This window comes from Streptomyces sp. NPDC001153 (genome assembly GCF_053598315.1).
This window is the reverse complement of sequence record NZ_JBSFJZ010000019.1, coordinates 64,850-87,254: the sequence shown is the minus strand read 5'-3', so window position 1 is coordinate 87,254 and position 22,405 is coordinate 64,850. Positions and strand designations below refer to the sequence as shown.

Sequence of the window (22,405 nt, the reverse complement as noted above, 5' to 3'; positions counted from 1 at the left end):
ATAAAATAAGACAACATCGGTCCGCCCATCCGCTGTTCGGGGGATGCGTCCCGATAGGCTCGAACCTCGAAGCGGAGCCCATGGCCTGCCCGGATGGTGGAATGCAGACACGGCGAGCTTAAACCTCGCTGCCCCTTCGCGGGCGTGCCGGTTCAAGTCCGGCTCCGGGCACCACCGCGCCTCCGCCGCAGGCGTGGACGTCGCCGCTGCGCATCCCATTGACATCACATGCCTCCCGGCGCAGACTCACGCCCGACATCAGTGAAGAAAACTTCACCAGGCGAACACTTCGCCGCCTGGGGCAAGGGCGCCACCGGAAGGGGCAGAGCCGATGCGCACCACCGTCGGGATCATCGGAGCCGGACCGGCCGGACTGCTGCTCGCGCGGCTGCTGCACCGCGCCGGTATCGACTCGGTCGTCCTGGAGAGCCACGACCGCGCCTACGTCGAACATCGGCAGCGCGCCGGAATCCTGGAGCAGGGCACGGTGGACGTGCTGCGCGCGGCCGGCGCCGGGGAGCGGATGGACCGGGAGGGCCTGCGGCACGACGGCATCGAGCTGCGCTTCGGCCGGCGCCGCCACCGCGTCGACTTCCCCGGCCTGACCGGCGGCCGGTCCGTGATGGTGTACGCCCAGACGGAGGTCTGCAAGGACCTGATCGCCCTTCAGCTGAAGGACGGCGGGCCGCTGCTGTTCGGGGCCGAGGCGCTGGCGGTGGAGGGCGCCGACGGCGACCGGCCGCGCATCCGGTTCCGGCGCCAGGGCCGCGAGGACCTGCTGGAGTGCGACTACGCCGTCGGCTGCGACGGCTTCTGGGGCGTGGCCCGCAGCGCCTTCCCGGCCGCCCTGTCCCGCGTGTTCGAACGGACGTACCCCTACGCCTGGCTCGGCATCCTCGCCGACGTCGCACCCTCCCACGACGAACTCGTCTACGCCCGCCACGACCGCGGCTTCGCCCTCCTGTCCATGCGGTCCCCGTCCGTCTCCCGCCTCTACCTCCAGGTCCCCGCAGGCGCGGAGGCGGACGACTGGACCGACGACGAGATCTGGTCGGAGCTGGAGCGCCGCTTCGAGACCGAGGACGACTGGCGGCTGGAACGCGGCCCCGTCACCCACAAGTCGGTCACGCCGATGCGCTCCTTCGTGCACGAGCCGATGCGCCACGGCCGGCTCTTCCTCGCCGGTGACGCCGCCCACATCGTGCCGCCGACCGGAGCCAAGGGGCTGAACCTCGCCGTCGGAGACGTCGTCACCCTCGCCCGCGCTCTCGCCCACGAGAAGGAGACCGGCTCGGCGGACCTCCTCGACGCCTACTCCGCGACCTGTCTGCGCCGCGTCTGGCAGGCCGAGCGGTTCTCCTGCGACATGACGACGATGCTCCATCCGGCCCCGGACGCCACGCCCTTCGACGCCCGCCTCCAACTGGCCCGGCTGGAGCGGATCGCCTCCTCCCGCGCGGCCGAGACCGACCTGGCCGAGGCGTACACCGGGTTCCCGCTGGGTTAGCGGCACGTCTCGGCGAGGTAGCAGGTTCGTCATGGAACGCGATCATCCTTGGCCGGGAATCACCGGTACGCGTAGCGTGTTGGGCAGCACGGCAGGGGAAAGATCCTCCTCAGGTATCATGGTCGGTCCTTTGCCAATCCATTACTCTTGAGCCAAGGCCGCGCACGGCAGCCATGGAGGAGTGAAATGAGGAGCAGTAACCCGGTCTTCTCGCGACGGGGGTTCAGCCGCGACAACGGCTACGCCGGCTTCAACACCGCACCGCAGGCCGGGTACGCACAGGGCAACCCGTACGCGCAGAACCCCTACGCCCAGAACCCGTACGCGCAGGCGGACCTCCAGTACGGCGCCCCGCCGCAGGCCCCCGCCACCACCGGCCGGATGACGATGGACGACGTCGTCGTCCGCTCGGCCCTCACGCTCGGCACCGTCGTCGTCGGCGCGGTCCTCGCCTGGGCGCTGCTGCCGGTCACGGCGACCAGCTACGGCCTGGCCGTCGGCTCGGCGATCGTCGCGTTCGTCCTGGCGATGGTCCAGAACTTCAAGCGCACCCCGTCGCCCGCGCTGATCCTCGGGTACGCCGCCTTCGAGGGCGTCTTCCTGGGCGTCATCAGCGAGATGTACAACAGCCGCTGGCAGGGCGCGCCTTTCCAGGCGGTGCTCGGCACCATGGCGGTCTCGGCCGCGACCCTGCTCGTCTACAAGGCCGGCTGGATCCGCGTCACCGCCCGCTACGCCCGCATCGGCATGGCCATCGCCATGGCCTTCCTGGTGGTCATGGCGGTCAACCTGCTGCTGGTCGTGTTCGGCGTCGCCGAGAACGGCGGTCTGCGCAGCTTCGGCCCGCTCGGCGCGCTCGTCAGCATCGTCGCCATCGTGATCGGCGCGTTCTTCCTGACCCTCGACTTCAAGCAGATCGAGGACGGCATCGCCTACGGCGCCCCGCGCAACGAGTCCTGGCTCGCCGCGTTCGGTCTCACCGTGACCCTGGTGTGGATCTACCTGGAGATGCTGCGGCTGGTGGCGATCTTCACCAACAACGACTAGCGCACGCGCCGGTCATGAGAAGGGCCCCGGGCTCCGACCCGGGGCCCTTCGCCGTCTGCTCGCCGTCTGCGGCGGCTAGAGCAGCTTGCGTGCCGCCCTCCTCAGGTCGTACTCGTGGACGATCGCCTTCGCGTGTCCGTACGCGAGGTCGTACTCGTGCCGGAGCCAGCTGACCTTCTCCTCGAAGCGGAACAGGGCGGGGCCTTCTTCAACGGTGCGCAGCCAGTCGGAAACCTCGCGACCGGTGCAGTGGGGAATGCGGGCGAGCAGATTGCGGTGGGTCTCCTCCGAGAAGAGCTGGGACATCGGCGCCTCCGAACGCAAAGGGGATGTAAGCCGGTCCTTCACGTCACGGTGCCTGAGCGTTCGCGTATTGGCAACAGTGCGGCACGTTACGCTCGGCGCGTGGTTGATACGACGCCCTTGACCCGAGCAGTGGATCACTTCGCCGACAGGTTGCGCGCGGCGCCGCAGAGCCGGCTTCAGCGGGGTGCCGCGGCCGAGGCTCTCGAGCTGGCCAGGGAGTTGGCCCGGCGGGCCCAGGCCGTCGAGGAGCCCGGGAGCGAGCCCCGGCAGATGCCGGACGCCGGGATGTTCGCCGTGGCCGATCAGATTCTCGTGGCCGCGCATGACTTGGCGGTGGTGCTGCGGAGTGACGACGAAGTGGCCGAAGCGGTGCGGGTGGTTGAGGAGGCGCGTCAGAGGGCGGGGGTCTGAGGCGCCCGAGGGGCGCTGTCCTCGCCCCGTCCACGCCCTCAGAGCGACGCGATGACCCTGTCGGCCAGGATGTAGACCATGTTCGTGCCGTCCTCGCCGTAGGCGAAGGTCAGGGTGTAGGCGCCGGAGATGCCGGACCCGCCCAGCAGGTACGGGGCCTCGCCCGCCTCCACCGCTGCCGCCAGGCGCTCGGCGGTCTCGCGGTGGCCCGGGGTCATGCACAGGGTGGTGCCGTCGGCGAAGACGTAGACGTCGAGGGTGCCGAGCGGGCCCGGGCGGACGTCGGAGAGCTCGACGCGGTCGGCGGCCAGCTGCTCCAGCGTGGTCACGGTGCGCTCGTGGTCGTTCACCCCCGGCGACTGCACCGGGACGAAGTCGGGGTGCGAGGGGTGACGGCGGCGGGCCGCGGCCAGTTCCGGGGACTCCCCGGCGAACTCGTCGGCGTCGGCGGTCGGCTCGGACACCGGCTCCAGGCCGGCGAAGTCGGTCTGCCGGGGCAGGAACACCTCGGTGTCGGGCAGGCCGAGGAGGGTCGGGGCGTCGGAGGCGTCACGGGCCTCCTGTGCGGCCCAGAAGGCACGTGCCTCGGCCAGCTCCCGCTCCCGCTCCTCGGCGAGCGCCTCGGCCACGGCGGCGCGTATCTGGTCGGCCTCCGCGCCGCTGCGGGCGTTCGGCAGCAGCGCGCGCATGGCGGCCGACTGGTTCTCGGCGAGCTGGGTCTGCAGCTCCGCCAGCTGGCGGCGCAGCTTCAGAACGGTGCGCAGGACGGCGACGCCCACGGCGCCGGTGGCGGCCGTGGTGAGCAGCAGGGCGATCGGCATGGCGCTCACTGACGTACTCCCGGTTCAAAGTCGACCCCCGACTTTCCTACATCAGCTTGAAGGGCGGACTATCGAGCTGTCAGTGCGTAACGTCACGAAACGGACAGGACTTTGGGTTCGCGGCGTCCTCGCGTACCGCGACGACCCACGCTGACCTGCACCGATGTGTCCAGGGGGCGAGATAGGTCACATCCTGGGGGAAATTGGATCACGAAAAGGCCCAGAACCTTGGGGTTTCCTCGGTTCCGGGCCGTTTCCTGACGTGACGTGCCTGTCCCGTCACGGACGGTGCATCAGATCAGCTGAGGCGCTCGATGACCATCGCCATGCCCTGGCCGCCGCCGACGCACATGGTCTCCAGGCCGAACTGCTTGTCGTGCCACTGCAGGGAGTTGATGAGCGTGCCGGTGATCCGGGCGCCGGTCATGCCGAAGGGGTGGCCGACGGCGATGGCGCCGCCGTTGACGTTCAGCCTGTCGATGTCGATGCCGAGGTCCCGGTAGGAGGGGATCACCTGGGCGGCGAAGGCCTCGTTGATCTCGACCAGGTCGATGTCGTCGATGGTGAGACCGGCGCGCCGCAGCGCCTGCTTGCTCGCCTCGACCGGGCCGAGGCCCATGATCTCGGGGGAGAGGCCGGAGACGCCGGTGGACACGATCCGGGCGAGCGGGGTCAGGCCCAGCTCACGGGCCTTGGTGTCGCTCATGATGACGACGGCGGCGGCGCCGTCGTTGAGCGGGCAGCAGTTGCCGGCGGTGACGAGCCCGTCCGGGCGGAAGACCGGCTTCAGGCCGGCGACGCCCTCCAGGGTGACGCCGGCGCGCGGGCCGTCGTCCTTGCTGACGACCGTGCCGTCGGGGAGGGTCACCGGGGTGATCTCGCGCTCCCAGAAGCCGTTCTTGATGGCCTGCTCGGCCAGGTTCTGCGAGCGGACGCCGAACTCGTCCATGTCCTGGCGGGTGATGCCCTTGGCGCGGGCCAGGTTCTCGGCGGTCTGGCCCATCGCGATGTACGGGTCGGGCAGCAGGCCGTCCTCGCGCGGGTCGTGCCAGGTCGTCCCCTCCTGCTGGGCGACCGCCTCGGTGCGGGCCTCGGCCTCGGCGAACAGCGGGTTGTGGGTGTCCGGCAGACCGTCGGAGCTGCCCTTGACGAAGCGGGAGACCGTCTCGACACCGGCCGAGATGAAGACGTCGCCCTCACCGGCCTTGATGGCGTGCAGGGCCATGCGGGAGGTCTGCAGGGACGAGGAGCAGTAGCGGGTGATGGTGCAGCCCGGCAGGTGGTCCATGCCCATCTGCACGGCGACGACACGGCCCAGGTTGTGGCCCTGCTCGCCGCCGGGGAGGCCGCAGCCGAGCATCAGGTCGTCGATGTCCCTCGGGTCCAGCTCGGGGATCTTGGCGAGGGCGGCCTGGATGATCGTGGCGGTCAGGTCGTCGGGGCGCAGGTCCTTCAGGGAGCCCTTGACGGCGCGGCCGATGGGGGAGCGGGCGGTCGAGACGATGACGGCTTCGGGCATCACGGCTCCAGTGAACGGGGTTTTGTACGGGCAGGGCCGGTTGGGAAGTTACCGCTACGTATGGTCCAGGTCACCGGTGTCGGGGTGTGACACTGGCCGCAGTTTACTAAGCGCTTGCTTTTGCCTCCCGTGACTCGGCCGGTCATGCGCGGGCGGGCCCGGTCGCCGCCCAGGTCACAGGGACGGGCGGGCGGGCTCGGCCTCCGGTACGCGGCGCCGCCGCCTCCGCTTCAGCAGCGCCCACGGTCCCCGCGGCCCCGTCGGCATCGCCGCCGTGACCTCGGTACCCGCCTCCGACGCCGCCTCGGCAGCCGCGCGAGCGACCGGCAGGAAGCCCTCGCGCCGCGACACGTCCGGCCGTTCCTCCTCCGCCGGCCACAGGCCCAGCGCCGCGCACACCGTCGGCAACACCGCCATGGCCGCCGTCGCGTACCCCTCGGCCGAGGGGTGGTAGTTGTCCGGCCCGAACAGCTCCCGCGGGTTCGCCTCGAACTCCGGTCCCAGCAGGTCGCCCAGCGACACCGTCCGTCCCCCCTGCTGCACCGCCCCGATCGTCTGCGCCGCCGCCAGCTGCCGCGAGGCCCGCCGGGCGAGCCAGCGCAGCGGCTGCTGCACCGGCTCGATGGTGCCGAGGTCGGGACAGGTGCCGACGACCACCTCCGCACCGGCCGTGCGCAGCCGTCGTACCGCCGCCGACAGATGCCGTACCGAACGGGTCGGCGGCATCCGGTGGGTCACGTCGTTCGCACCGATCATGATCACGCAGACGTCCGGGACGGGCGACGCCCCCGACAGCACCAGCGCCACCTGGCGGTCCAGGTCGTCGGACCGGGCCCCCGGCTGCGCCACGTTCCGCAGCTCCACCGGGCGTTCCGCCACCGCCGCCAGCCCCGACGCCAGCAGCGCGCCCGGCGTCTGGCCCGACCGGTGCACGCCCTGGCCGGCCGCCGTGGAGTCGCCGAGCATGGTCAGGCGGAGGGGCGGTTCGCCGGGGACGTCGTAGGTGTGGCCGTACACGCCGTCGGCCATGGGAACGCGGCCGCCGCTGTGGTTGCCCACATGGCGCCGGGCCAGCCGTACCTCCGCGAGCAGCAGGCCGACCGCGGCCGCCCCGACCAGCCCGACCCCGCCACCGCCGTACGCCGCTCCGGCCGCGATCCGCCGGGCCACCCTCGCCCTCGACATGCTCGTCATGCGTCGCCGCCACCTCCTCGTAGCCGTTCACCCACTCCTTGCCCCGTACGGACCGTGCGTCAATCTCAACGGGGAGTGAACGGCCGCCCCGGCCACACAGCTGGCCTTAGGCTGGCGGCACCACTAAGACCACATCTTTTGCAGCAACCGGAGACAACGGTGCAATTCCACGACTCGATGATCAGCCTCGTCGGCAACACCCCGCTGGTGCGGCTCAACAACGTGACCGAGGGCATCCAGGCCACCGTGCTGGCCAAGGTGGAGTACTTCAACCCGGGCGGTTCCGTGAAGGACCGCATCGCCCTGCGCATGATCGAGGCCGCCGAGCAGAGCGGCGAGCTCAAGCCGGGCGGCACGATCGTCGAGCCGACCAGCGGCAACACCGGTGTGGGCCTGGCCATCGTGGCTCAGCAGAAGGGGTACAAGTGCATCTTCGTGTGCCCCGACAAGGTCTCCACCGACAAGATCAACGTGCTGCGGGCCTACGGCGCCGAGGTCGTCGTGTGCCCGACCGCCGTCGCTCCGGAACACCCGGACTCCTACTACAACGTCTCCGACCGGCTCGTCCGCGAGACCCCGGGCGCCTGGAAGCCGGACCAGTACTCCAACCCCAACAACCCGCTCTCGCACTATCACTCGACCGGTCCCGAGCTGTGGGAGCAGACCGAGGGGAAGATCACCCACTTCGTGGCGGGCGTGGGCACGGGAGGCACCATCTCCGGCACCGGCCGGTATCTGAAGGACGTGAGTGACGGCCGCGTCAAGGTCGTCGGCGCCGACCCCGAGGGCTCGGTGTACTCCGGCGGGTCCGGGCGGCCGTACCTGGTCGAGGGCGTGGGCGAGGACTTCTGGCCGACCGCCTACGACCGCACCGTCGCGGACGAGATCGTCGCCGTGTCCGACAAGGACTCCTTCCAGATGACCCGCCGGCTCGCCAAGGAGGAGGGCCTGCTGGTGGGCGGCTCCTGCGGTATGGCCGTCGTCGCGGCGCTGCGGGTCGCCGAGCGGCTCGGGCCCGACGACGTCGTGGTCGTACTGCTTCCGGACAGCGGCCGCGGCTACCTCAGCAAGATCTTCAACGACGAGTGGATGGCCGACTACGGCTTCCTGGAGGACGAGGGCCCGAGCGCCCGCGTCGGTGACGTCCTGAACGACAAGGCGGCCGGCACCATCCCCTCCCTCGTGCACATGCACCCGGAGGAGACCGTCGGCCAGGCCATCGAGGTGCTGCGCGAGTACGGCGTCTCGCAGATGCCGGTCGTCAAGCCGGGCGCCGGTCACCCGGACGTGATGGCCGCCGAGGTCGTCGGGTCCGTGGTGGAACGGGAGCTGCTGGACGCCCTGTTCTCCAAGCGCGCCTCCCTGGAGGACCCGCTGGAGAAGCACATGTCCGCCCCGCTGCCCCAGGTCGGCTCCGGCGAGCCGGTCGGTGACCTGATGAGCGTGCTCGGCTCGGCCGACGCGGCGATCGTCCTGGTCGAGGGCAAGCCCACCGGCGTGGTCAGCCGGCAGGACCTGCTGGCCTTCCTCGCCAAGGGCGGGAAGCAGTAGCGAACCCCCGGTGAACTGGGGGTTCACTGGCGTGGCTCGGGCGGTGCGGGGTTCGCGGAAGTGGTACGAGCGCGTCACGTGCGCGCAGCACCGGCTTAACACGGGTCCGGCACATTGGTGGGTGTCGGCGGGGGCGGGAGCGGCTCCCCTCCCCGGCCGGCGCCGAACGGCGCCTAGGACCTCCGGAGCGGCTCCCGGACCTCCATGGACGCCACGGACGCGAGAAGTCCGGCCCTGACCCGGCCCGCGTCCTTCGCGGGGACCGCCGTCGTCCCGCCCCCCGGCAACGGGGGTGCGGCGGTCCCCGCGCACACCCCTTTTGCGCCTGAGCCGGCGCCGCTCTCGCGGAGGTGGTTGCCCGCCGTCGTGGTTCCTCAATGAGCGGTTGCGGCCGTCGCGGCTTTCCAACTGCCCAGCAATGCAAGGCGTTCGGCCGTCTCCGAGCCCGGTTCGGGGGTGTACACCACGATCGTCCGGTCCGGGGCCGCCGGCATCGTGAGCGTCTCGTACGGCAGGGTCAGCAGGCCCGCCACCGGGTGTCGTACCTGCTTCACGCCGTACGCGCACTCCCTGACCTCGTGGTCGGCCCACAGGCGGCGGAAGTCCTCGCTCTTCAGGGACAGTTCGCCGACCAGCGCGCACAGCTCGGGGTCGTCGGCGTACCGGCCCGACAGCACCCGCAGATGGGCCACCGTCTGCGCGGCCACCGCCGCCCACTCGGGGTAGAGGTTCCGGCCGTCCGGGGAGAGGAAGACCTGCCGGGGCACGCTCCGTTCCCCCGGTGTCATGCGGCCGAAGCCGCTCAGCGCGTCGGCGATCGCGTTCCAGGCCACGACGTTCATCCGGGGGTCGAGCACGAAGGCCGGGTTGCGCTCCATGCCGTCGAGCAGGACCTGGATGCCCGGACGGATGCGGGGCGGGACCGCCCGCTGCCCCTGCCGCCCGTGCTGCCGGTGCTGCGGGCGCGCCACCGTCCGCAGGTACGCCTGCTCGGTCTCGTCCAGCCGCAGCACCCGCGCGATCGCGTCCAGCACCGCGTCGCTCACGCTCGTGCCCCGGCCCTGTTCCAGCCGGATGTAGTAGTCGACGCTGACCCCCGCGAGCTGGGCCACCTCCTCGCGGCGCAGGCCCGGTACGCGGCGCCGCCCGTGGCTGGGCAGCCCCACCTCCTCGGGCTGGATCCGTGCACGTCGCGAGCGCAGGAAGTCGCCGACTTCCCCTTCCAGCCAGTCCCCGTCCATACCTCGATCGTAGGGGAGCGGCCGGTCGCCAACCTGGTACTGGCAGACCCAGGAAAAGCCCAGCCCTGGGTACGGCCGGCGGAGGCGGCAAGGCTGGTGCCGGCCGCCGGGGAGCCGCCCCGGCGCCCATCACCAGGGGGAACACCCATGTCGTACGAGAACCTGTCCGGCCGTACCGCCGTCGTCACCGGAGCCGCCAGCGGCATCGGCGAGGCCGTCGCGCTGCAACTCGCCGCCGAGGGCGCCCGGGTGGCGCTGCTCGCCCGGCGCGCGGACCGGCTTCAGGAACTGGTGGACAAGATCCGGGCCGGCGGGGGCGAGGCGCTCGCCGTGACCGCCGACGTCACCGACGACGCGTCCGTGACGGCCGCCCGGGATCTGGTGCACGAGACCTTCGGCACCGTCGACCTCGTCGTGAACAACGCCGGAGTGATGCTCCCGAACCCCGTCGCCGACGGCCGGCTCGACGAGTGGCAGCGGATGCTCGACACCAACGTCACCGGAGCGCTGCGGATCATCCGCGCCTTCACCGCCGACCTGGTGGGCGCCGCCGGCGAGGGCCGTACCGCCGACCTCGTCAACGTCTCCTCCATCGGCGCCCACCTCACCTTCCCCAACTACGCGGTGTACGGGGCGACCAAGGCGGCCGTCACCCATCTCTCGAACAACCTGCGCTCCGAGTTGGGGCCGCTCGACGTGCGGGTGACGAACATCGAGCCGGGGCTGACGGAGACCGAGCTGGCGACACACATCGACAGCGCGGAACTGTCCGGCCAGCTGGACGGCATGCTCGACGCGATCGGCAGCCTGTCGGCGGCCGAGGTCGCCGATGTCGTCGCCTACGCCACCAGCCGGCCCCGGCACGTCAACCTCCGCCAGATCATGGTCCTGCCGACCCGGCAGGCGTGAGGGGTCAGTCCTCTTCGGAGGCGCGGCGGCGGCCCCTGAGCAGGTCCGGATTGGTGCGGGCGGCCTGGACGAGGTTGACGCCGACGATGCCGCCCCAGGAGATCAGCAGGCCGGACAGGCCGACGCTGTAGGCGCCGATCGCCGACAGCGGGATCGCCAGCACCAGCGAGATGACGGCCAGGCCGAACCGCTCGGCCCAGGAGTCCGCGCCGTCCCCGGTGCGGCTGCCGCGCGCCACCTGCATCCGCTGCTCGGCCAGTGTCCGCCTCAACCGCCGCTCGACCGCGCCGTCGATGCGCTGGTCGACTTTCTCCAGGAAGGAGTCGACCAGCGCCGACTCGTACTCCTCGCCCAGTTCCCTGCGGGTCTGGAGGGTGGCGTCGAGTTCTTTTCTCAGGTCGGTGTCCCGCCCGTCCGTTCCGGTCATGACGGATACGTTAGGCAGCGCTCAGACCTTCCGCACTGGGGACAGCCCCCCTCTTCGGACACCCGGCCACCTCACCGGGCCGTGCTGCCCGGCGTGGGCGTTCGCCACGTCATCGGAGGTCGTCGAACCGGATCATGAGATGTCCCTTGCCCGGCTGCATAACATCATGCAGAGTTCTTGGTGTGTGAATAGCTCGTCGACGTGAGGTAAGGGCGAGAACAGGTGTCCGGGTCGAGGGGAGTCTGGGCTTGATGTCGTCTCGCATCGTGGACGCACCGGTGTCCGTGCCGTCCCTGCCGTCCGGGCGGTCCGCGCCCGTGGTCCTGGACGGGGCCGGGCTCGGCGTCGAGGACGTCGTGCGGCTCGCCGACGGCGCCGCGCGTCCCGTCCCCGAGGCCGACGCGCTGCGGCGCGCGGAGCACTCCTGGAACGCCGCCCGGCAGATCGCCGCCACCGGGCGCGTCTACGGCCGCTCCACCGGCGTGGGCGCCAACCGGAACGAGGACGTGCCCACCGAGGCCGCCGCCGGCCACGGCCTGCGCCTGCTGCGCAGCCACGCCGGCGCCATCGGCGAGGAGCTCCCCGCCCGCCAGGTGCGCGCCATGCTCGCCGTCCGCGCCAACCAGCTGCTGGCCGGCGGCGCGGGCCTCAGGCCCGGCGTGGTCACCGCCCTGTGCGAGGCCCTGGAGAGCGGCGCGTACCCGGTCGTCAACGAGTTCGGCTCCGTCGGCACCGGCGACATAGCCGCCCTCGCCCAGGTCGGGCTCGCGCTCGCCGGGGAACACCCCTGGCGCGGCGCCCGCGGCCCCGCCGCCCAACCCCTAGACAACAACGACGCCCTCGCCCTGATCAGCAGCAACGCCCTCACTCTCGGCCAGTCCGCGCTGGCCCTGCACGAGCTGCGCGGGCTCGTCGGCGCCACCCAGGTCGTCGCGGCCCTGTCCCTCATCGCCGTCGACGGCTCCCACGAGGCGTACGCCGCCCCCGTGCACGCCGCCCGCCCGCACCGGGGCAGCACCGAGGTGGCCCGGCGGATGCGGGAGCTGATCGGTGCCGCCGACCGGCCGACCCCGCCGCTCGGCCGGATCCAGGACCCCTACGGCTTCCGCTGCCTGCCCCAGATCCACGGCCCGGCGCACGACGCGGCCGACGCCCTGGAGCAGGTGCTGACCGTGGAGATCAACGCGGCCGCCGAGAACCCGCTCATCGCCCCCGAGGACCAGGCCGCCTACCACCACGGCGGCTTCTACCAGGCCCAACTGGCTCTCGCCCTCGACCACTTCAGGCTCGCACTGACCCAGGTGGCCCGGCTGTCCACCTCCCGCCTGTCCACGCTCAACGAGCCCGCCTACACGCGGCTGCGCCCCTTCCTCGCCGACCACGAGCCGGCCTCCTCCGGCGTGATGATCCTGGAGTACGCGGCCGGAGCGGCCCTCGGCGATCTGCGGGCCTTCTCCGCGCCCGCCTCGCTCGGCCACGCTGTACTCTCCCGGGGCGTCGAGGAACAGGCCAGCTTCGCCTCGCTCGCCGCGCGGCAGACCCTGCGCGCGTGCGCTGCGTATCGTCTGGTGGTCGGCTGCGAGCTCGTCGCCGCCGTCCGTGCGCTGCGCCAGCGCGACCTGCGGCCCGACCCGGGGCTGCCGGCCGGCCGGGCGTTCGCGCTCGCCGAGTCGGTCCTGGACGCCGATCCGGCCGACCGGCCGCTCACGGACGACGTGACGGAGGCGGCCGCACTGCTCGACCGGTTCACGGACATCTGGAGGGGGAGCACGTCATGAGCGTGGACAGGAGTGCTGACGCGACGGAGAGTGTCCCGTCCGGTACGGCCCCCGGTGTCCCCGGTGTCACGGACAGCCCCGCGAACCGGCTCCAGGCGCTGTTCGAGGGCCACCGGCTCACGCCGACCCAGCGCCGGATCGCGCACAGCATGGTCCGGCGGGCCGCCGACGTGCCCTTCCTGTCCAGCGTGGAGCTCGCCGAACTGGCCGGGGTCAGCCAGCCGTCGGTCACCCGGTTCGCCGTGGCGCTCGGCTTCGACGGCTATCCGGCGCTGCGCAAGCACCTGCGCGAGGTCGTCCCCGCCGAACCGGCCGCCGAGGCGGGCGCCTTCAACGAGTACCAGCAGGCCGTCGAGGCCGAGATCGAGAACCTCAGGCACCTCGCCGACCTGCTCGCCGACCCGCGCCCGGTGCAGCGGGCCGGGCGGATCCTGGCCGCCTCCCGCCCGCTGCCCGTGCTCGGCCTGCGCGCCGCCGCCTCCCAGGCGTACGGCTTCGCCTACTTCGCCGCCAAGGTCCACCCGGACGTCCGGCTGCTCAACGAGGGCGGCACCATGATCCAGGACCGTATCGACGCGGCCGTCCGCGCGGGCGCCTCCGCGCTGCTGTGCTTCGCGCTGCCCCGGCATCCGCGCGAGGTCGTCGACACCCTCGCCTACGCCAAGGACGTCGGCCTGACGACGGTCACGGTCGCCGACTCCGCGTTCGCGCCGGTCGCCAAGTACTCCGACCTGCTGCTGCCCGCAGCCGTCGGCACGGGGCTCGCCTTCGACACCGCGTGCGCGCCGATGCTGCTCGGACGGGTGCTGCTGGAGGCGCTCTGCGACGACCTGCCCGAGGCGCAGGCCCGGCTGGAGGAGTTCGACGCCACGGCGGCGTCCCGCGGGCTCTTCGTCGAATAGGCCTGCGCGCTCTCAGATTCGTCTCACGTTCGCCCGCTAGCTTCCCCCCAAGACTCAAAACGCTTTGCGGACACGTGACACGGGAGGCTGACGTGGCGCGCGGAGGACAGGGGCTGGCCCGGGTGGCCGTCGTCGTACGGGCGGGGGCCGCACCGCTGTGGTGGTTCGGGGTGTTCGCCGCGGGGTTCGGGGTGCTGCCGTCCGGGCTGACCGGGCGCCGGACCGGGGTGCTCGCCGGGGCGGCGCTGTTCCTCGTCGGCGCGGCGGTCGTGGCACTGGTGCGGCGGGGCCGGTACGGCGCCCTCGCCCGGGGCGCGGCCCGCGCGGGCAAGTACGACGTGCTGCAGGACCGGGCGGTGACCGTGCGCAACTGGCGCCGGGGCCACCGCTGGTGGCTGCTGGCGGCCTTCGCCGTGGCGCTCGGCTCGGCCTTCGCGGTGCCCGCGGCCGGCGGCATGCTGCTGGCCGGGCTCGGCGCCGGGCTGCGGCTGAAGGCCGCCTGGATCGGGCGCCGCGAACGCGCCGAGGACACGCTGCTGTGGGTGCGTGTGGACTGGCTCGACCGGCGCGGCGGCAGCCCGGCGGGCAAGGCCGTCAAGGGCCTGCGCGGTACGGGCATCGCGGCCGGCGACGCGGCCCCGGGCGGGGCCCGCCGCCGCACCGGCGCACTGGTCTAGACCTCGAGCTCCGATTCGATCTTCTTGAGCTGGTGCCGCGCCATCGCCAGGTTGGCCCGGCCGGCGTCCAGGACCAGGTACAGGAACAGGCCGTTGCCGCCGCGGCCCTTGAGCAGGCGGATCATGTGGTACTGGTCGGACAGCGTGATCAGGATGTCCTCGATCTCGCCCTTGAGGCCCAGCATCTCCATCGCGCGCATCTTGGCGCGGACCACGTCGGTGTTGCCCGCGGCGGCCACGTTCAGGTCGAAGGTCTTGCTGCCGCCGATCGTGCCCAGCGCCATCCCGCTGGTGTAGTCGACGAGCGCGACCCCGGTGGCGCCCTCGATGGAGGTGAGGGCTTCCTTCAGCGCGGTCTCGGTGTTGGCCATGGTGGATCCTCTCTGACGGTTCAACTGTCGGTTGCGGTGCGCGCGTCGGCGCTCGTGGCGCGGGGCGTGCGGGGTGTGCGGGTCGTGCGGGTACGGGCCGGGGGTGCGGTGCCGGCGGCGCCCAGCGGCCGTCCGCGCCGGCCGGCCTCCCGGGCGGCGGCGTCGGCGGCGTCGAGCAGCTCCCCGATGCGGGCTCCGGCGCGGCGGCCCTCCAGATGCAGCCGGCCGACGTTGACCCGGCCCTCGGCGAGCAGGGTGAGTACGGCGGTGCGGCCGGCCGCGTAGGTGGCGACATAGCCGTGCTCGCCGCGCACCAGCAGCTCCCGGAAGCCGCCGTTGCCGGTGGCGTCGGCGACCCGTACGGCGACGCCGAGTGCCGCGGCGGTGAGGGCCGCCAGGCCCTCCGGGTCGACACCGGGCGCGTCGTGGGCGACGACGAGACCGTCGACGCCGGCCGCCAGGGCGCCGGTGAGCTGCGGGACCCGGTTGCGCAGCCGGTGCAGTTCGTCCACGACGGCCTCGAGGTCCTCCTCGGACGCCATCAGCTCTCTCCTCTCGGCGGGGCGGTGCCGTTCAAAGTGCCTCCAGCGCATCCCTGAGCCTCTTCAGCAGCGCGATGTCGGGGTCGGTGACCGGGGGTGGGGGCGGCGGTGCGGGCGGCGGTGCGGGCGCTGCCGGCCGGGGTGCGACATGGCCGGCGGCCACGAGCCGGCGTACGTCGACCAGCGTGTGGAAGGCCTGCCGGCCCAGGTTCCGGGCGATCCCGGGGGCCGTGCGGACGCCGTCCACGCGGTCCAGGACCGCCCGCTGCCGGGGCGTGACCGGCGCGGCGGCGGTGCGTGCTCCCGCCGGGTCCGCACGGATCAGCGGGGCGCTGTCGGCGGCCGGGTCGGGCCACAGCCGGTGCAGCAGCAGCCGGCGGCGCAGCGTCTCGCGTTCCAGGGCGACGACCGGGACCGAGGGCAGCGGGCCGGTCCGGGGCGCGCTGTCGTAGCGGAAGCGGCCCGGGGCGCTGCTCGGGGCCAGTGCGAAGTACCCGGCGTCGTAGAGGGCGTCCAGATGGCACAGCTCCAGCGCGCCCGCGGGCAACAGCCCGGAGTCCAGCAGGAGTTCGGCGGCGTGCAGCGGGCCGGAGGTCCGGTCTGCGGCCCGCTGCCAGGCGGTGGCGGCGAGGGTGCCGTGGGCCGTGAGGAGCACGTCGAGACCGGGGGCGAAGGGGCTCTCGGCGTGCACCACCCGGCCCTCGGCGAGGTACAGGGTGCCGTGCTCGCGGACCAGGACGCCGGTGGCCCGCTCCTCGGCGAGCCGGGTCAGCATCGGTGACAGCGCCCGCGTGGCCGACTTGTCCCGCACCGGCAGCGGGGGCGGAGGTATCTGCACCACGGTCATCCCAGCACCAGCCGGGCCGCCATCTCGCCGAGCCGGATCCGGGCGAGCGCGAGGTTGCCCTCCTCGCGGTCGAGCCACAGGTGCAGGAAGACGCTGCTGTCGAAGGACGTGTCCACGAATCTCAGCAGGTGGTAGCTGTCGCGGTTGCTGACGATCACGTCCTCGACGGGTGGGTGCCCGTCGTCGGTCCGGGCCGCGAAGGCGCCGTGCTCGGCGGCCATCCGGGCCAGTTCGGCGGCCTCGGCGGCGGTCGTCTCGTGGTCGCCGCCGGGCGCCTCGCCGACCGTGCCGAGGGCCAGTCCGCTCGTCCAGTCCACCAGTGCCGCTCCCCGGGCACCGGGCAATCGCATCGCTTCCAGCAGGCACTCGTCGATTCCGGGCACCGGTGGCTCCCCTCCCGCCTGGTTCTCCGGCTGAGTGACAGCGACACTACGCACCGTGCGCGGGGAAGGTGGAGCCTTTGGCATTTTCCGGTGGAACATGCGTCCGGCGTACTAGTGTGGGTCAACTGGCCACTGTGTCAGGAGAGTTGCTCCATTTGTTCGAGGGCGCCGGGGGTGCGTCAACGGCTTCCCGGGGTCCCCAGGGTGGTGAGCGCGTCCGGGTGCGCTCCGCCGGACTCCGTCACCACCTCCGCGATGGTCTGCGGCTCCCGTACGGTCGCGAAGGCGACGCCCGCCGAGCCGTCCGGTGCGAAGCCGTAAATGCCCGGCCGGACAAGGGAGTTGTAGGCGTAGTGGTGGGCGAAGTAGTACGCGCCCGTGTCGAGCGCGGCCGCGTAGTCGCCCTGCTCCAGCAGCGGCAGCGCGCGCCCCTCCGCCAGCAGGTCGCCCGAGAAGCAGGCCGGCCCGGCCACGTCCTGCACCACCTCCGGTCCCGGCTTCGGCCGCCCCTTGGCGTCGTAGGCGGCGATCCGCAGCGGCCACGCCTCCGGCGCGTACACGGTCCGCGTCGCCACCTGCACGCCGGCGTGCGTCACCGCGATCCGCCGCCCGCCCGCGCTCTTGGCGTACTCCACCCGGGCCACCACCGTCCCGTGCTTGGCCAGCAGTGACCGGCCGAACTCGGTCACCAGCCCGTACCGCCCGTCGAACAGCCCCGGCACCCGCTCGGCCAGCAACCGGGCGTAGTGCGCGTAGGAGGGTGCCGTCGCCTCGGCCGAGAAGTTCACCGGCAGTCCGCCGCCGATGTCGAGGGTGTCGATCTGCCGCCGCCCCGCCCGCTCGTTGATCTCCTCCGCGAGCGCGTACGTCTCCGCCACGCCCCGCGCCAGCAGTGCCACAGGGATGCCCTGCGAGCCGGTGTGCGCGTGCAGCCGGGTCAGCCACGGCCGGTCCAGATACGCGCGTACGACCCACTCGCGCGCCCCCTCGTCGCGCAGTGCCACCCCGAACTTGGAGGTCGCCGTCGCCGTCGAGGTCGCCCCGATCGTGCCGCCGCCGACCTGCGGGTTCACCCGGATGCCCAGCGGGGAGCCGGTGGGTGCGGACCGCACCAGGGCGTCCAGGCGGTCCAGCTCCTGCGGGTTGTCGGCGTTCACCGCGATGCCCAGCGCCAGTGCCTCGCGCAGCTCCGCCGGGGTCTTGGCGGGCGAGTCCAGCACGGTCCGGGCCGCCGGCACCCCGGCCGCCCGCGCCAGCGCCAGCTCGCCCGGGCTCGCCACCTCCGCGCCGATGCCCGCCTCGTGCAGCAGCCGCAGTACGGGCACCAGCGGGGTCGCCTTCACCGCGAAGGCGTGCAGCACCGGAGTCCCGGGCGGCACGACCGCGTCGAACGCCGCCCGCAGGGCCGCCGCGGACTCCCGGATCCCGGTCACGTCCAGCAGCCCGGCCACGGCCGCGTCCGGCCCCAGCAGCCCCTGCTCCACGGCGGCCCGCACCGCCTCGTCCCGCCGCGCGGCGCGCTTCAGGGCCTCCCTTCCGAGGTCCCGCTCCACTTCGAGGTCCCGCTCCACGGCCTCTCCCCTCGTGTCCCCTCGTGTCCCCGCGTGTCCGTCTCGCGTACATCCAGCCAAACACCGACGGCGTGCGGACGGGGTCGCCCCGATGTATTGACTAGGTCTATTCAGAGCGACAGGATGTGAATAGACATGGCAACAGGAGGAGGCAGACGATGTCGGGACCCCGCCCCGTACGAGCACCGCGCGGCACGGAACTGAGCGCCCTGGGATGGCAGCAGGAAGCCGCCCTGCGCATGCTGCAGAACAATCTCGACCCGGAGGTCGCGGAGCACCCCGACAAGCTCGTCGTCTACGGCGGCACCGGCAAGGCCGCCCGTGACTGGCGCTCCTTCGACGCCATGGTCCGCACCCTGAAGACCCTCAAGCAGGACGAGACCATGCTGGTCCAGTCCGGCCGCCCGGTCGGCGTGATGCAGACCCACGAGTGGGCCCCGCGCGTCCTCATCGCCAACTCCAACCTGGTCGGCGACTGGGCCAACTGGGAGGAGTTCCGCCGCCTGGAGGCCCTCGGCCTGACCATGTACGGCCAGATGACCGCCGGCTCCTGGATCTACATCGGCACCCAGGGCATCCTCCAGGGCACCTACGAGACCTTCGCCGCCGTCGCCGCGAAGAAGTTCGAGGGCACCCTCGCCGGGACCATCACCCTGACCGCCGGCCTCGGCGGCATGGGCGGCGCCCAGCCCCTCGCCGTGACGATGAACGACGGCGTCGCGATCTGCATCGACTGCGACCCGCGCGCCATCGAGCGCCGCATCGAGCACCGGTACCTGGACGTCAGGGCCGACTCCCTCGACCACGCGCTCCAGCTGGCGGTGGAGGCCCGCGACCAGCGCAAGCCGCTGTCCATCGGCGTCCTCGGCAACGCGGCCGAGCTGGTCCCGCAGCTGCTCGCGATGAACGCCCCCATCGACATCGTCACCGACCAGACCTCCGCCCACGACCCGCTGTCCTACCTGCCGGTGGGTGTGGCCTTCGAGGACATGGCGTCCGAGGCGGCGAAGGACCCGGCGGGCTTCACCACCCGGGCCCGCGAGTCCATGGCGAAGCACGTGGAGGCCATGGTCGGCTTCATGGACGCCGGCGCCGAGGTCTTCGACTACGGCAACTCCATCCGCGGCGAGGCCCAACTGGCCGGCTACGCCCGGGCGTTCGCCTTCCCCGGCTTCGTCCCCGCCTACATCCGGCCGCTGTTCTGCGAGGGCAAGGGCCCCTTCCGCTGGGCGGCCCTGTCCGGTGACCCCGCCGACATCGCCAAGACCGACAAGGCGATCCTGGAGCTGTTCCCGGAGAACGAGTCCCTGGCCCGCTGGATCAAGATGGCCGGCGAGCGCGTCCACTTCCAGGGTCTGCCCGCGCGCATCTGCTGGCTCGGCTACGGCGAGCGCGACAAGGCCGGCGAGCGCTTCAACGACATGGTGGCCTCCGGCGAGCTCGCCGCTCCGCTGGCGATCGGCCGCGACCACCTGGACTGCGGCTCGGTGGCCTCGCCGTACCGCGAGACCGAGGCCATGCTCGACGGGTCCGACGCGATCGCCGACTGGCCGCTGCTGAACGCCATGGTGAACGTGGCCTCCGGCGCGTCGTGGGTGTCCATCCACCACGGTGGCGGCGTGGGCATGGGCCGGTCCATTCACGCCGGGCAGGTGACCGTGGCCGACGGCACGAAGCTGGGTGGCGAGAAGATTCGCCGGGTGCTGACGAACGACCCGGGCATGGGTGTCATCCGGCACGTGGACGCCGGGTACGACATCGCGGAGTCGGTGGCCGGGGAGCGCGGTGTCCGGGTGCCCATGCGCGAGGGTGACGACGCGTGAGTTTCCACAGCATGTGGGCGGAGCTGCTGCCGATCGGCCGCAGCTCCGCCTCCGGCGGCTACCGGCGCTACGCCTGGACCGGTGCCGATGCCGACTGCCGGGCCTGGTTCAAGGAGCAGGCCGGGGCGCGCGGGCTGACGTACGAGGTGGACCGGAACGGCAACCAGTGGGCCTGGTTCGGTGACCCCGCTGCCGGGGACGCCGTCGTCACCGGCTCCCACCTGGACTCCGTACCCGACGGTGGTGCCTTCGACGGCCCTCTCGGTGTGGTGTCCTCCTTCGCGGCCCTCGACGAGCTGCGGAGCAGGAACCTGCGGTTCGCGAAGCCCCTGGCCGTCGTCAACTTCGGTGACGAGGAAGGCGCCCGGTTCGGGCTCGCCTGTGTCGGCTCGCGGCTCACCGCCGGACAGCTGAGCGCCGAGCAGGCCCACCGGCTCACCGACGCCGACGGGATCAGCCTCCCGCAGGCCATGGAGGCCGCCGGGTACGACCCCGAGGACATCGGGGCCGACCCGGAGCGGCTGGCCCGGATCGGCGCCTTCGTCGAGCTGCACGTCGAGCAGGGGCGTGCGCTGGACCTGTCCGGCGACCGGGTCGGCATCGCCAGTGCCATCTGGCCGCACGGCCGCTGGAGGTTCGACTTCCGGGGCGAGGCCAACCACGCCGGCACCACCCGGCTGGCCGACCGCCACGACCCGATGCTGTCCTACGCCGAGACCGTGCTCGCCGCCCGCCGCGAGGCCGAACTCGCCGGTGCCGTCGCCACCTTCGGCAAGATCGCCGTGGAGCCCAACGGGGTCAACGCGATCCCCTCCCTCGTGCGCGGCTGGCTCGACTCCCGCGCCGCCGACCAGGACACCCTGGACACCGTGGTGGGCGGGATCGAGAAGGCCGCCCGGGAGTACGCGGACGCCCACGGCATCGACCTGGACGTGGTCCGGGAGTCCTTCACCCCGGTCGTCGAGTTCGACCACGCCCTGCGCGACGAACTCGCCCGCATCCTGGGCAAGGACACCGGCCTGAAGGTGCCCGTCCTCGGGACCGGGGCGGGACACGACGCCGGAATCCTCTCCGGCAGCATTCCGACCGCCATGCTGTTCGTGCGCAACCCCACCGGTGTCTCGCACTCCCCGGCCGAGTTCGCCGCCGAGGACGACTGCGTGGCCGGGGTGCGCGCGCTCGCCGACGTACTGGAAGGGCTGGCCTGCAGGTGACCAAGCGGACCTACTGGTTGGAGCACGCCTGGCTCGGCACGAACGTCGAGCCGGGCGTGGCCCTCGACACCGAGGACGGCCGGATCAGTGCCGTCCGCACCGGGACGCCCGCTCCGCCGCCCGGCGCCGAGGTGCTGCGCGGGCTCACCCTGCCGGGGCTCGCCAACGCCCACAGCCACGCCTTCCACCGGGCGCTGCGCGGCACCGTCCAGGTCGGCTCCGGCACCTTCTGGACCTGGCGCGAGGTGATGTACTCCGTCGCCGACCACCTGACCCCGGACACCTACCACGCCCTGGCGCGCGCGGTGTACGCCGAGATGGCCCTGGCCGGCGTCACCTGCGTCGGCGAGTTCCACTACGTGCACCACGCGCCCGGCGGCACCTCCTACGCCGACCCCAACGCCATGGGGGAGGCGCTGGTCGCCGCCGCCGCCGAGGCCGGCATCCGGATCACCCTCCTCGACACCTGTTACCTGTCCTCCGCCATCGTGAACAAGCACAGTGGCGAGCCGCCCAACCCCCACCAGCTGCGGTTCTCCGACGGCAGCGCGGAGGCCTGGGCCGAACGCTGTGCAGTTCTCAAGGAGCGGGATCACGCGCGGATCGGGGCGGCGATTCACTCCGTACGGGCCGTGCCGGCAGGGCAGTTGGCGACCGTGGCGGGGTGGGCCGAGCAGCGGCGGGCCCCGCTGCATGTGCACCTGTCGGAGCAGACCGCCGAGAACGACGCCTGCCTCGCCGCGCACGGCTGCACGCCCACCCGGCTGCTCGCCGACCACGGCGTCCTCGGGCCGCGCACCACCGGTGTGCACAACACCCATCTCACCGACGAGGACATCGCCCTGCTCGGCGGCTCGGGCACCGGTACCTGCATGTGCCCGACGACCGAGCGGGACCTGGCCGACGGCATCGGCCCGGCCGTCGCCCTGCAGCGGGCCGGCTCCCCGCTCTCCCTCGGCTCCGACAGCCACGCCGTCATCGACCTGCTCGAAGAGGCGCGCGCGATGGAGCTGAACGAGCGGCTGCGCACCCGCACCCGGGGGCACTGGACGGCGGCCGCCCTGCTGCGGGCCGCCACCGCCGACGGCCATGCCGCCCTCGGCTGGGACGAGGCCGGCACCCTCGAACCCGGCGCGCTCGCCGACTTCACGACGATCGCCCTGGACTCGGTCAGGACAGCGGGCCCGCTGCCCAGGCTGGGCGCCGAGACGGCCGTATTCGCCGCGACGGCAGCGGACGTACGGCATACGGTCGTCGGCGGTCGGCATGTCGTACGGGACGGGGCGCACACGCTCGTCCCCGATGTGCCACAGGCCCTCGCGCGGGCAGTCGAAGCCCTCCGCTCCTGACCACCACCCACGAGG

General features: G+C 72.5%; 22 protein-coding genes and 1 tRNA gene. 12 read left to right on the top strand and 11 right to left on the bottom strand.

All coding sequences use genetic code 11. The annotated features are described in order from the left end of the window. Nucleotides 1-87: 87 nt before the first annotated feature. From ACWDEN_RS22570 to ACWDEN_RS22560, 3 genes are all read left to right on the top strand, one after another. Nucleotides 88-174 (top strand) — tRNA-Leu (locus ACWDEN_RS22570). Nucleotides 175-331: 157 nt separating this feature from the next. Then, nucleotides 332-1,507, top strand: coding sequence for a 4-hydroxybenzoate 3-monooxygenase (locus tag ACWDEN_RS22565; RefSeq protein ID WP_351602960.1), 1,176 nt, complete (start codon nucleotides 332-334; stop codon nucleotides 1,505-1,507). A gap of 186 nt (nucleotides 1,508-1,693) precedes the next feature. Continuing rightward, nucleotides 1,694-2,554, top strand: coding sequence for a Bax inhibitor-1/YccA family protein (locus ACWDEN_RS22560; protein WP_351602962.1), 861 nt, complete (start codon nucleotides 1,694-1,696; stop codon nucleotides 2,552-2,554). 75 nt (nucleotides 2,555-2,629) lie between these two features. Here the strand turns inward: ACWDEN_RS22560 and ACWDEN_RS22555 are convergent, their stop codons facing one another. Continuing rightward, nucleotides 2,630-2,860, bottom strand: coding sequence for a DUF4287 domain-containing protein (locus ACWDEN_RS22555; RefSeq protein WP_020940491.1), 231 nt, complete (start codon nucleotides 2,858-2,860; stop codon nucleotides 2,630-2,632). A 99-nt stretch (nucleotides 2,861-2,959) separates the two neighbouring features. Between ACWDEN_RS22555 and ACWDEN_RS22550 the strand changes: the two genes are divergently transcribed. Beyond that, on the top strand, nucleotides 2,960-3,271 hold the full coding sequence (locus ACWDEN_RS22550) for a hypothetical protein (RefSeq protein WP_351602964.1): 312 nt from the start codon (nucleotides 2,960-2,962) through the stop codon (nucleotides 3,269-3,271). 38 nt (nucleotides 3,272-3,309) lie between these two features. Here ACWDEN_RS22550 and ACWDEN_RS22545 read toward each other — a convergent pair whose 3' ends face one another. The 3 genes from ACWDEN_RS22545 to ACWDEN_RS22535 form a co-directional block, all read right to left on the bottom strand. Further along, nucleotides 3,310-4,101 carry a hypothetical protein gene (locus ACWDEN_RS22545; RefSeq protein WP_351602966.1) on the bottom strand — a complete coding sequence of 264 codons (792 nt, stop codon included), beginning with the start codon at nucleotides 4,099-4,101 and terminating at the stop codon, nucleotides 3,310-3,312. A 289-nt stretch (nucleotides 4,102-4,390) separates the two neighbouring features. Then, entirely contained in the window at nucleotides 4,391-5,611 is a 1,221-nt protein-coding gene (locus tag ACWDEN_RS22540) for an acetyl-CoA C-acetyltransferase (protein WP_351602968.1), read from the bottom strand. A gap of 174 nt (nucleotides 5,612-5,785) precedes the next feature. After that, nucleotides 5,786-6,805 (bottom strand): SGNH/GDSL hydrolase family protein, encoded by a 1,020-nt coding sequence (locus ACWDEN_RS22535; protein ID WP_351602970.1) that lies wholly within the window; start codon nucleotides 6,803-6,805, stop codon nucleotides 5,786-5,788. A gap of 159 nt (nucleotides 6,806-6,964) precedes the next feature. Here ACWDEN_RS22535 and ACWDEN_RS22530 point away from each other — a divergent pair, with 159 nt between their 5' ends. Further along, entirely contained in the window at nucleotides 6,965-8,356 is a 1,392-nt protein-coding gene (locus tag ACWDEN_RS22530) for a cystathionine beta-synthase (protein WP_228624605.1), read from the top strand. A gap of 374 nt (nucleotides 8,357-8,730) precedes the next feature. Here ACWDEN_RS22530 and ACWDEN_RS22525 read toward each other — a convergent pair whose 3' ends face one another. Further along, a complete protein-coding gene (locus tag ACWDEN_RS22525) occupies nucleotides 8,731-9,597 on the bottom strand; it encodes a helix-turn-helix transcriptional regulator (protein WP_450859966.1) in 867 nt (288 codons plus the stop codon). A 147-nt stretch (nucleotides 9,598-9,744) separates the two neighbouring features. Here ACWDEN_RS22525 and ACWDEN_RS22520 point away from each other — a divergent pair, with 147 nt between their 5' ends. Further along, nucleotides 9,745-10,506 carry an SDR family oxidoreductase gene (locus tag ACWDEN_RS22520; protein WP_450859965.1) on the top strand — a complete coding sequence of 254 codons (762 nt, stop codon included), beginning with the start codon at nucleotides 9,745-9,747 and terminating at the stop codon, nucleotides 10,504-10,506. Nucleotides 10,507-10,510: 4 nt separating this feature from the next. Here the strand turns inward: ACWDEN_RS22520 and ACWDEN_RS22515 are convergent, their stop codons facing one another. After that, complete coding sequence (locus tag ACWDEN_RS22515) at nucleotides 10,511-10,933, bottom strand: hypothetical protein (protein WP_351602976.1); 423 nt, start codon at nucleotides 10,931-10,933, stop codon at nucleotides 10,511-10,513. 251 nt (nucleotides 10,934-11,184) lie between these two features. On the opposite strand from ACWDEN_RS22515, the gene ACWDEN_RS22510 reads away from it, so the two are divergent. From ACWDEN_RS22510 to ACWDEN_RS22500, 3 genes are all read left to right on the top strand, one after another. Further along, nucleotides 11,185-12,711, top strand: a complete 1,527-nt coding sequence (locus ACWDEN_RS22510) for an aromatic amino acid ammonia-lyase (protein ID WP_450859964.1) — start codon at nucleotides 11,185-11,187, stop codon at nucleotides 12,709-12,711. Further along, nucleotides 12,708-13,613 (top strand): MurR/RpiR family transcriptional regulator, encoded by a 906-nt coding sequence (locus ACWDEN_RS22505; protein ID WP_351602980.1) that lies wholly within the window; start codon nucleotides 12,708-12,710, stop codon nucleotides 13,611-13,613. The genes ACWDEN_RS22510 and ACWDEN_RS22505 overlap by 4 nt, the downstream gene beginning before the upstream one ends. 92 nt (nucleotides 13,614-13,705) lie before the next feature. Continuing rightward, entirely contained in the window at nucleotides 13,706-14,290 is a 585-nt protein-coding gene (locus tag ACWDEN_RS22500; RefSeq protein ID WP_450859963.1) for a hypothetical protein, read from the top strand. On the opposite strand, the gene ACWDEN_RS22495 is transcribed toward ACWDEN_RS22500, so the two are convergent. From ACWDEN_RS22495 to ACWDEN_RS22475, 5 genes are all read right to left on the bottom strand, one after another. Further along, nucleotides 14,287-14,661, bottom strand: coding sequence for a roadblock/LC7 domain-containing protein (locus ACWDEN_RS22495; protein ID WP_351602982.1), 375 nt, complete (start codon nucleotides 14,659-14,661; stop codon nucleotides 14,287-14,289). The genes ACWDEN_RS22500 and ACWDEN_RS22495 overlap by 4 nt on opposite strands. A gap of 20 nt (nucleotides 14,662-14,681) precedes the next feature. Next, nucleotides 14,682-15,203 carry a roadblock/LC7 domain-containing protein gene (locus tag ACWDEN_RS22490; RefSeq protein ID WP_450859962.1) on the bottom strand — a complete coding sequence of 174 codons (522 nt, stop codon included), beginning with the start codon at nucleotides 15,201-15,203 and terminating at the stop codon, nucleotides 14,682-14,684. 31 nt (nucleotides 15,204-15,234) lie between these two features. Then, nucleotides 15,235-16,050, bottom strand: a complete 816-nt coding sequence (locus ACWDEN_RS22485; RefSeq protein ID WP_450859961.1) for a transcriptional regulator — start codon at nucleotides 16,048-16,050, stop codon at nucleotides 15,235-15,237. Next, the gene (locus ACWDEN_RS22480; RefSeq protein WP_351602987.1) at nucleotides 16,047-16,433 is read right to left on the bottom strand and encodes a hypothetical protein; all 387 of its coding nucleotides are present in this window, start codon (nucleotides 16,431-16,433) and stop codon (nucleotides 16,047-16,049) included. The genes ACWDEN_RS22485 and ACWDEN_RS22480 overlap by 4 nt, the downstream gene beginning before the upstream one ends. Nucleotides 16,434-16,612: 179 nt before the next feature. After that, nucleotides 16,613-18,004, bottom strand: coding sequence for a diaminopimelate decarboxylase (locus ACWDEN_RS22475; protein ID WP_450859960.1), 1,392 nt, complete (start codon nucleotides 18,002-18,004; stop codon nucleotides 16,613-16,615). A 158-nt stretch (nucleotides 18,005-18,162) separates the two neighbouring features. On the opposite strand from ACWDEN_RS22475, the gene hutU reads away from it, so the two are divergent. From hutU to ACWDEN_RS22460, 3 genes are read left to right on the top strand one after another with little or no spacing between them, the layout of a single operon-like run. Then, nucleotides 18,163-19,827, top strand: a complete 1,665-nt coding sequence (hutU, locus tag ACWDEN_RS22470) for a urocanate hydratase (RefSeq protein WP_351602991.1) — start codon at nucleotides 18,163-18,165, stop codon at nucleotides 19,825-19,827. Further along, entirely contained in the window at nucleotides 19,824-21,041 is a 1,218-nt protein-coding gene (locus tag ACWDEN_RS22465; protein ID WP_450859959.1) for an allantoate amidohydrolase, read from the top strand. The genes hutU and ACWDEN_RS22465 overlap by 4 nt, the downstream gene beginning before the upstream one ends. Further along, the gene (locus ACWDEN_RS22460; protein ID WP_351603094.1) at nucleotides 21,032-22,390 is read left to right on the top strand and encodes a formimidoylglutamate deiminase; all 1,359 of its coding nucleotides are present in this window, start codon (nucleotides 21,032-21,034) and stop codon (nucleotides 22,388-22,390) included. Before ACWDEN_RS22465 ends, ACWDEN_RS22460 begins: the two co-directional genes overlap by 10 nt. The last annotated feature ends 15 nt before the right edge of the window (nucleotides 22,391-22,405 follow it).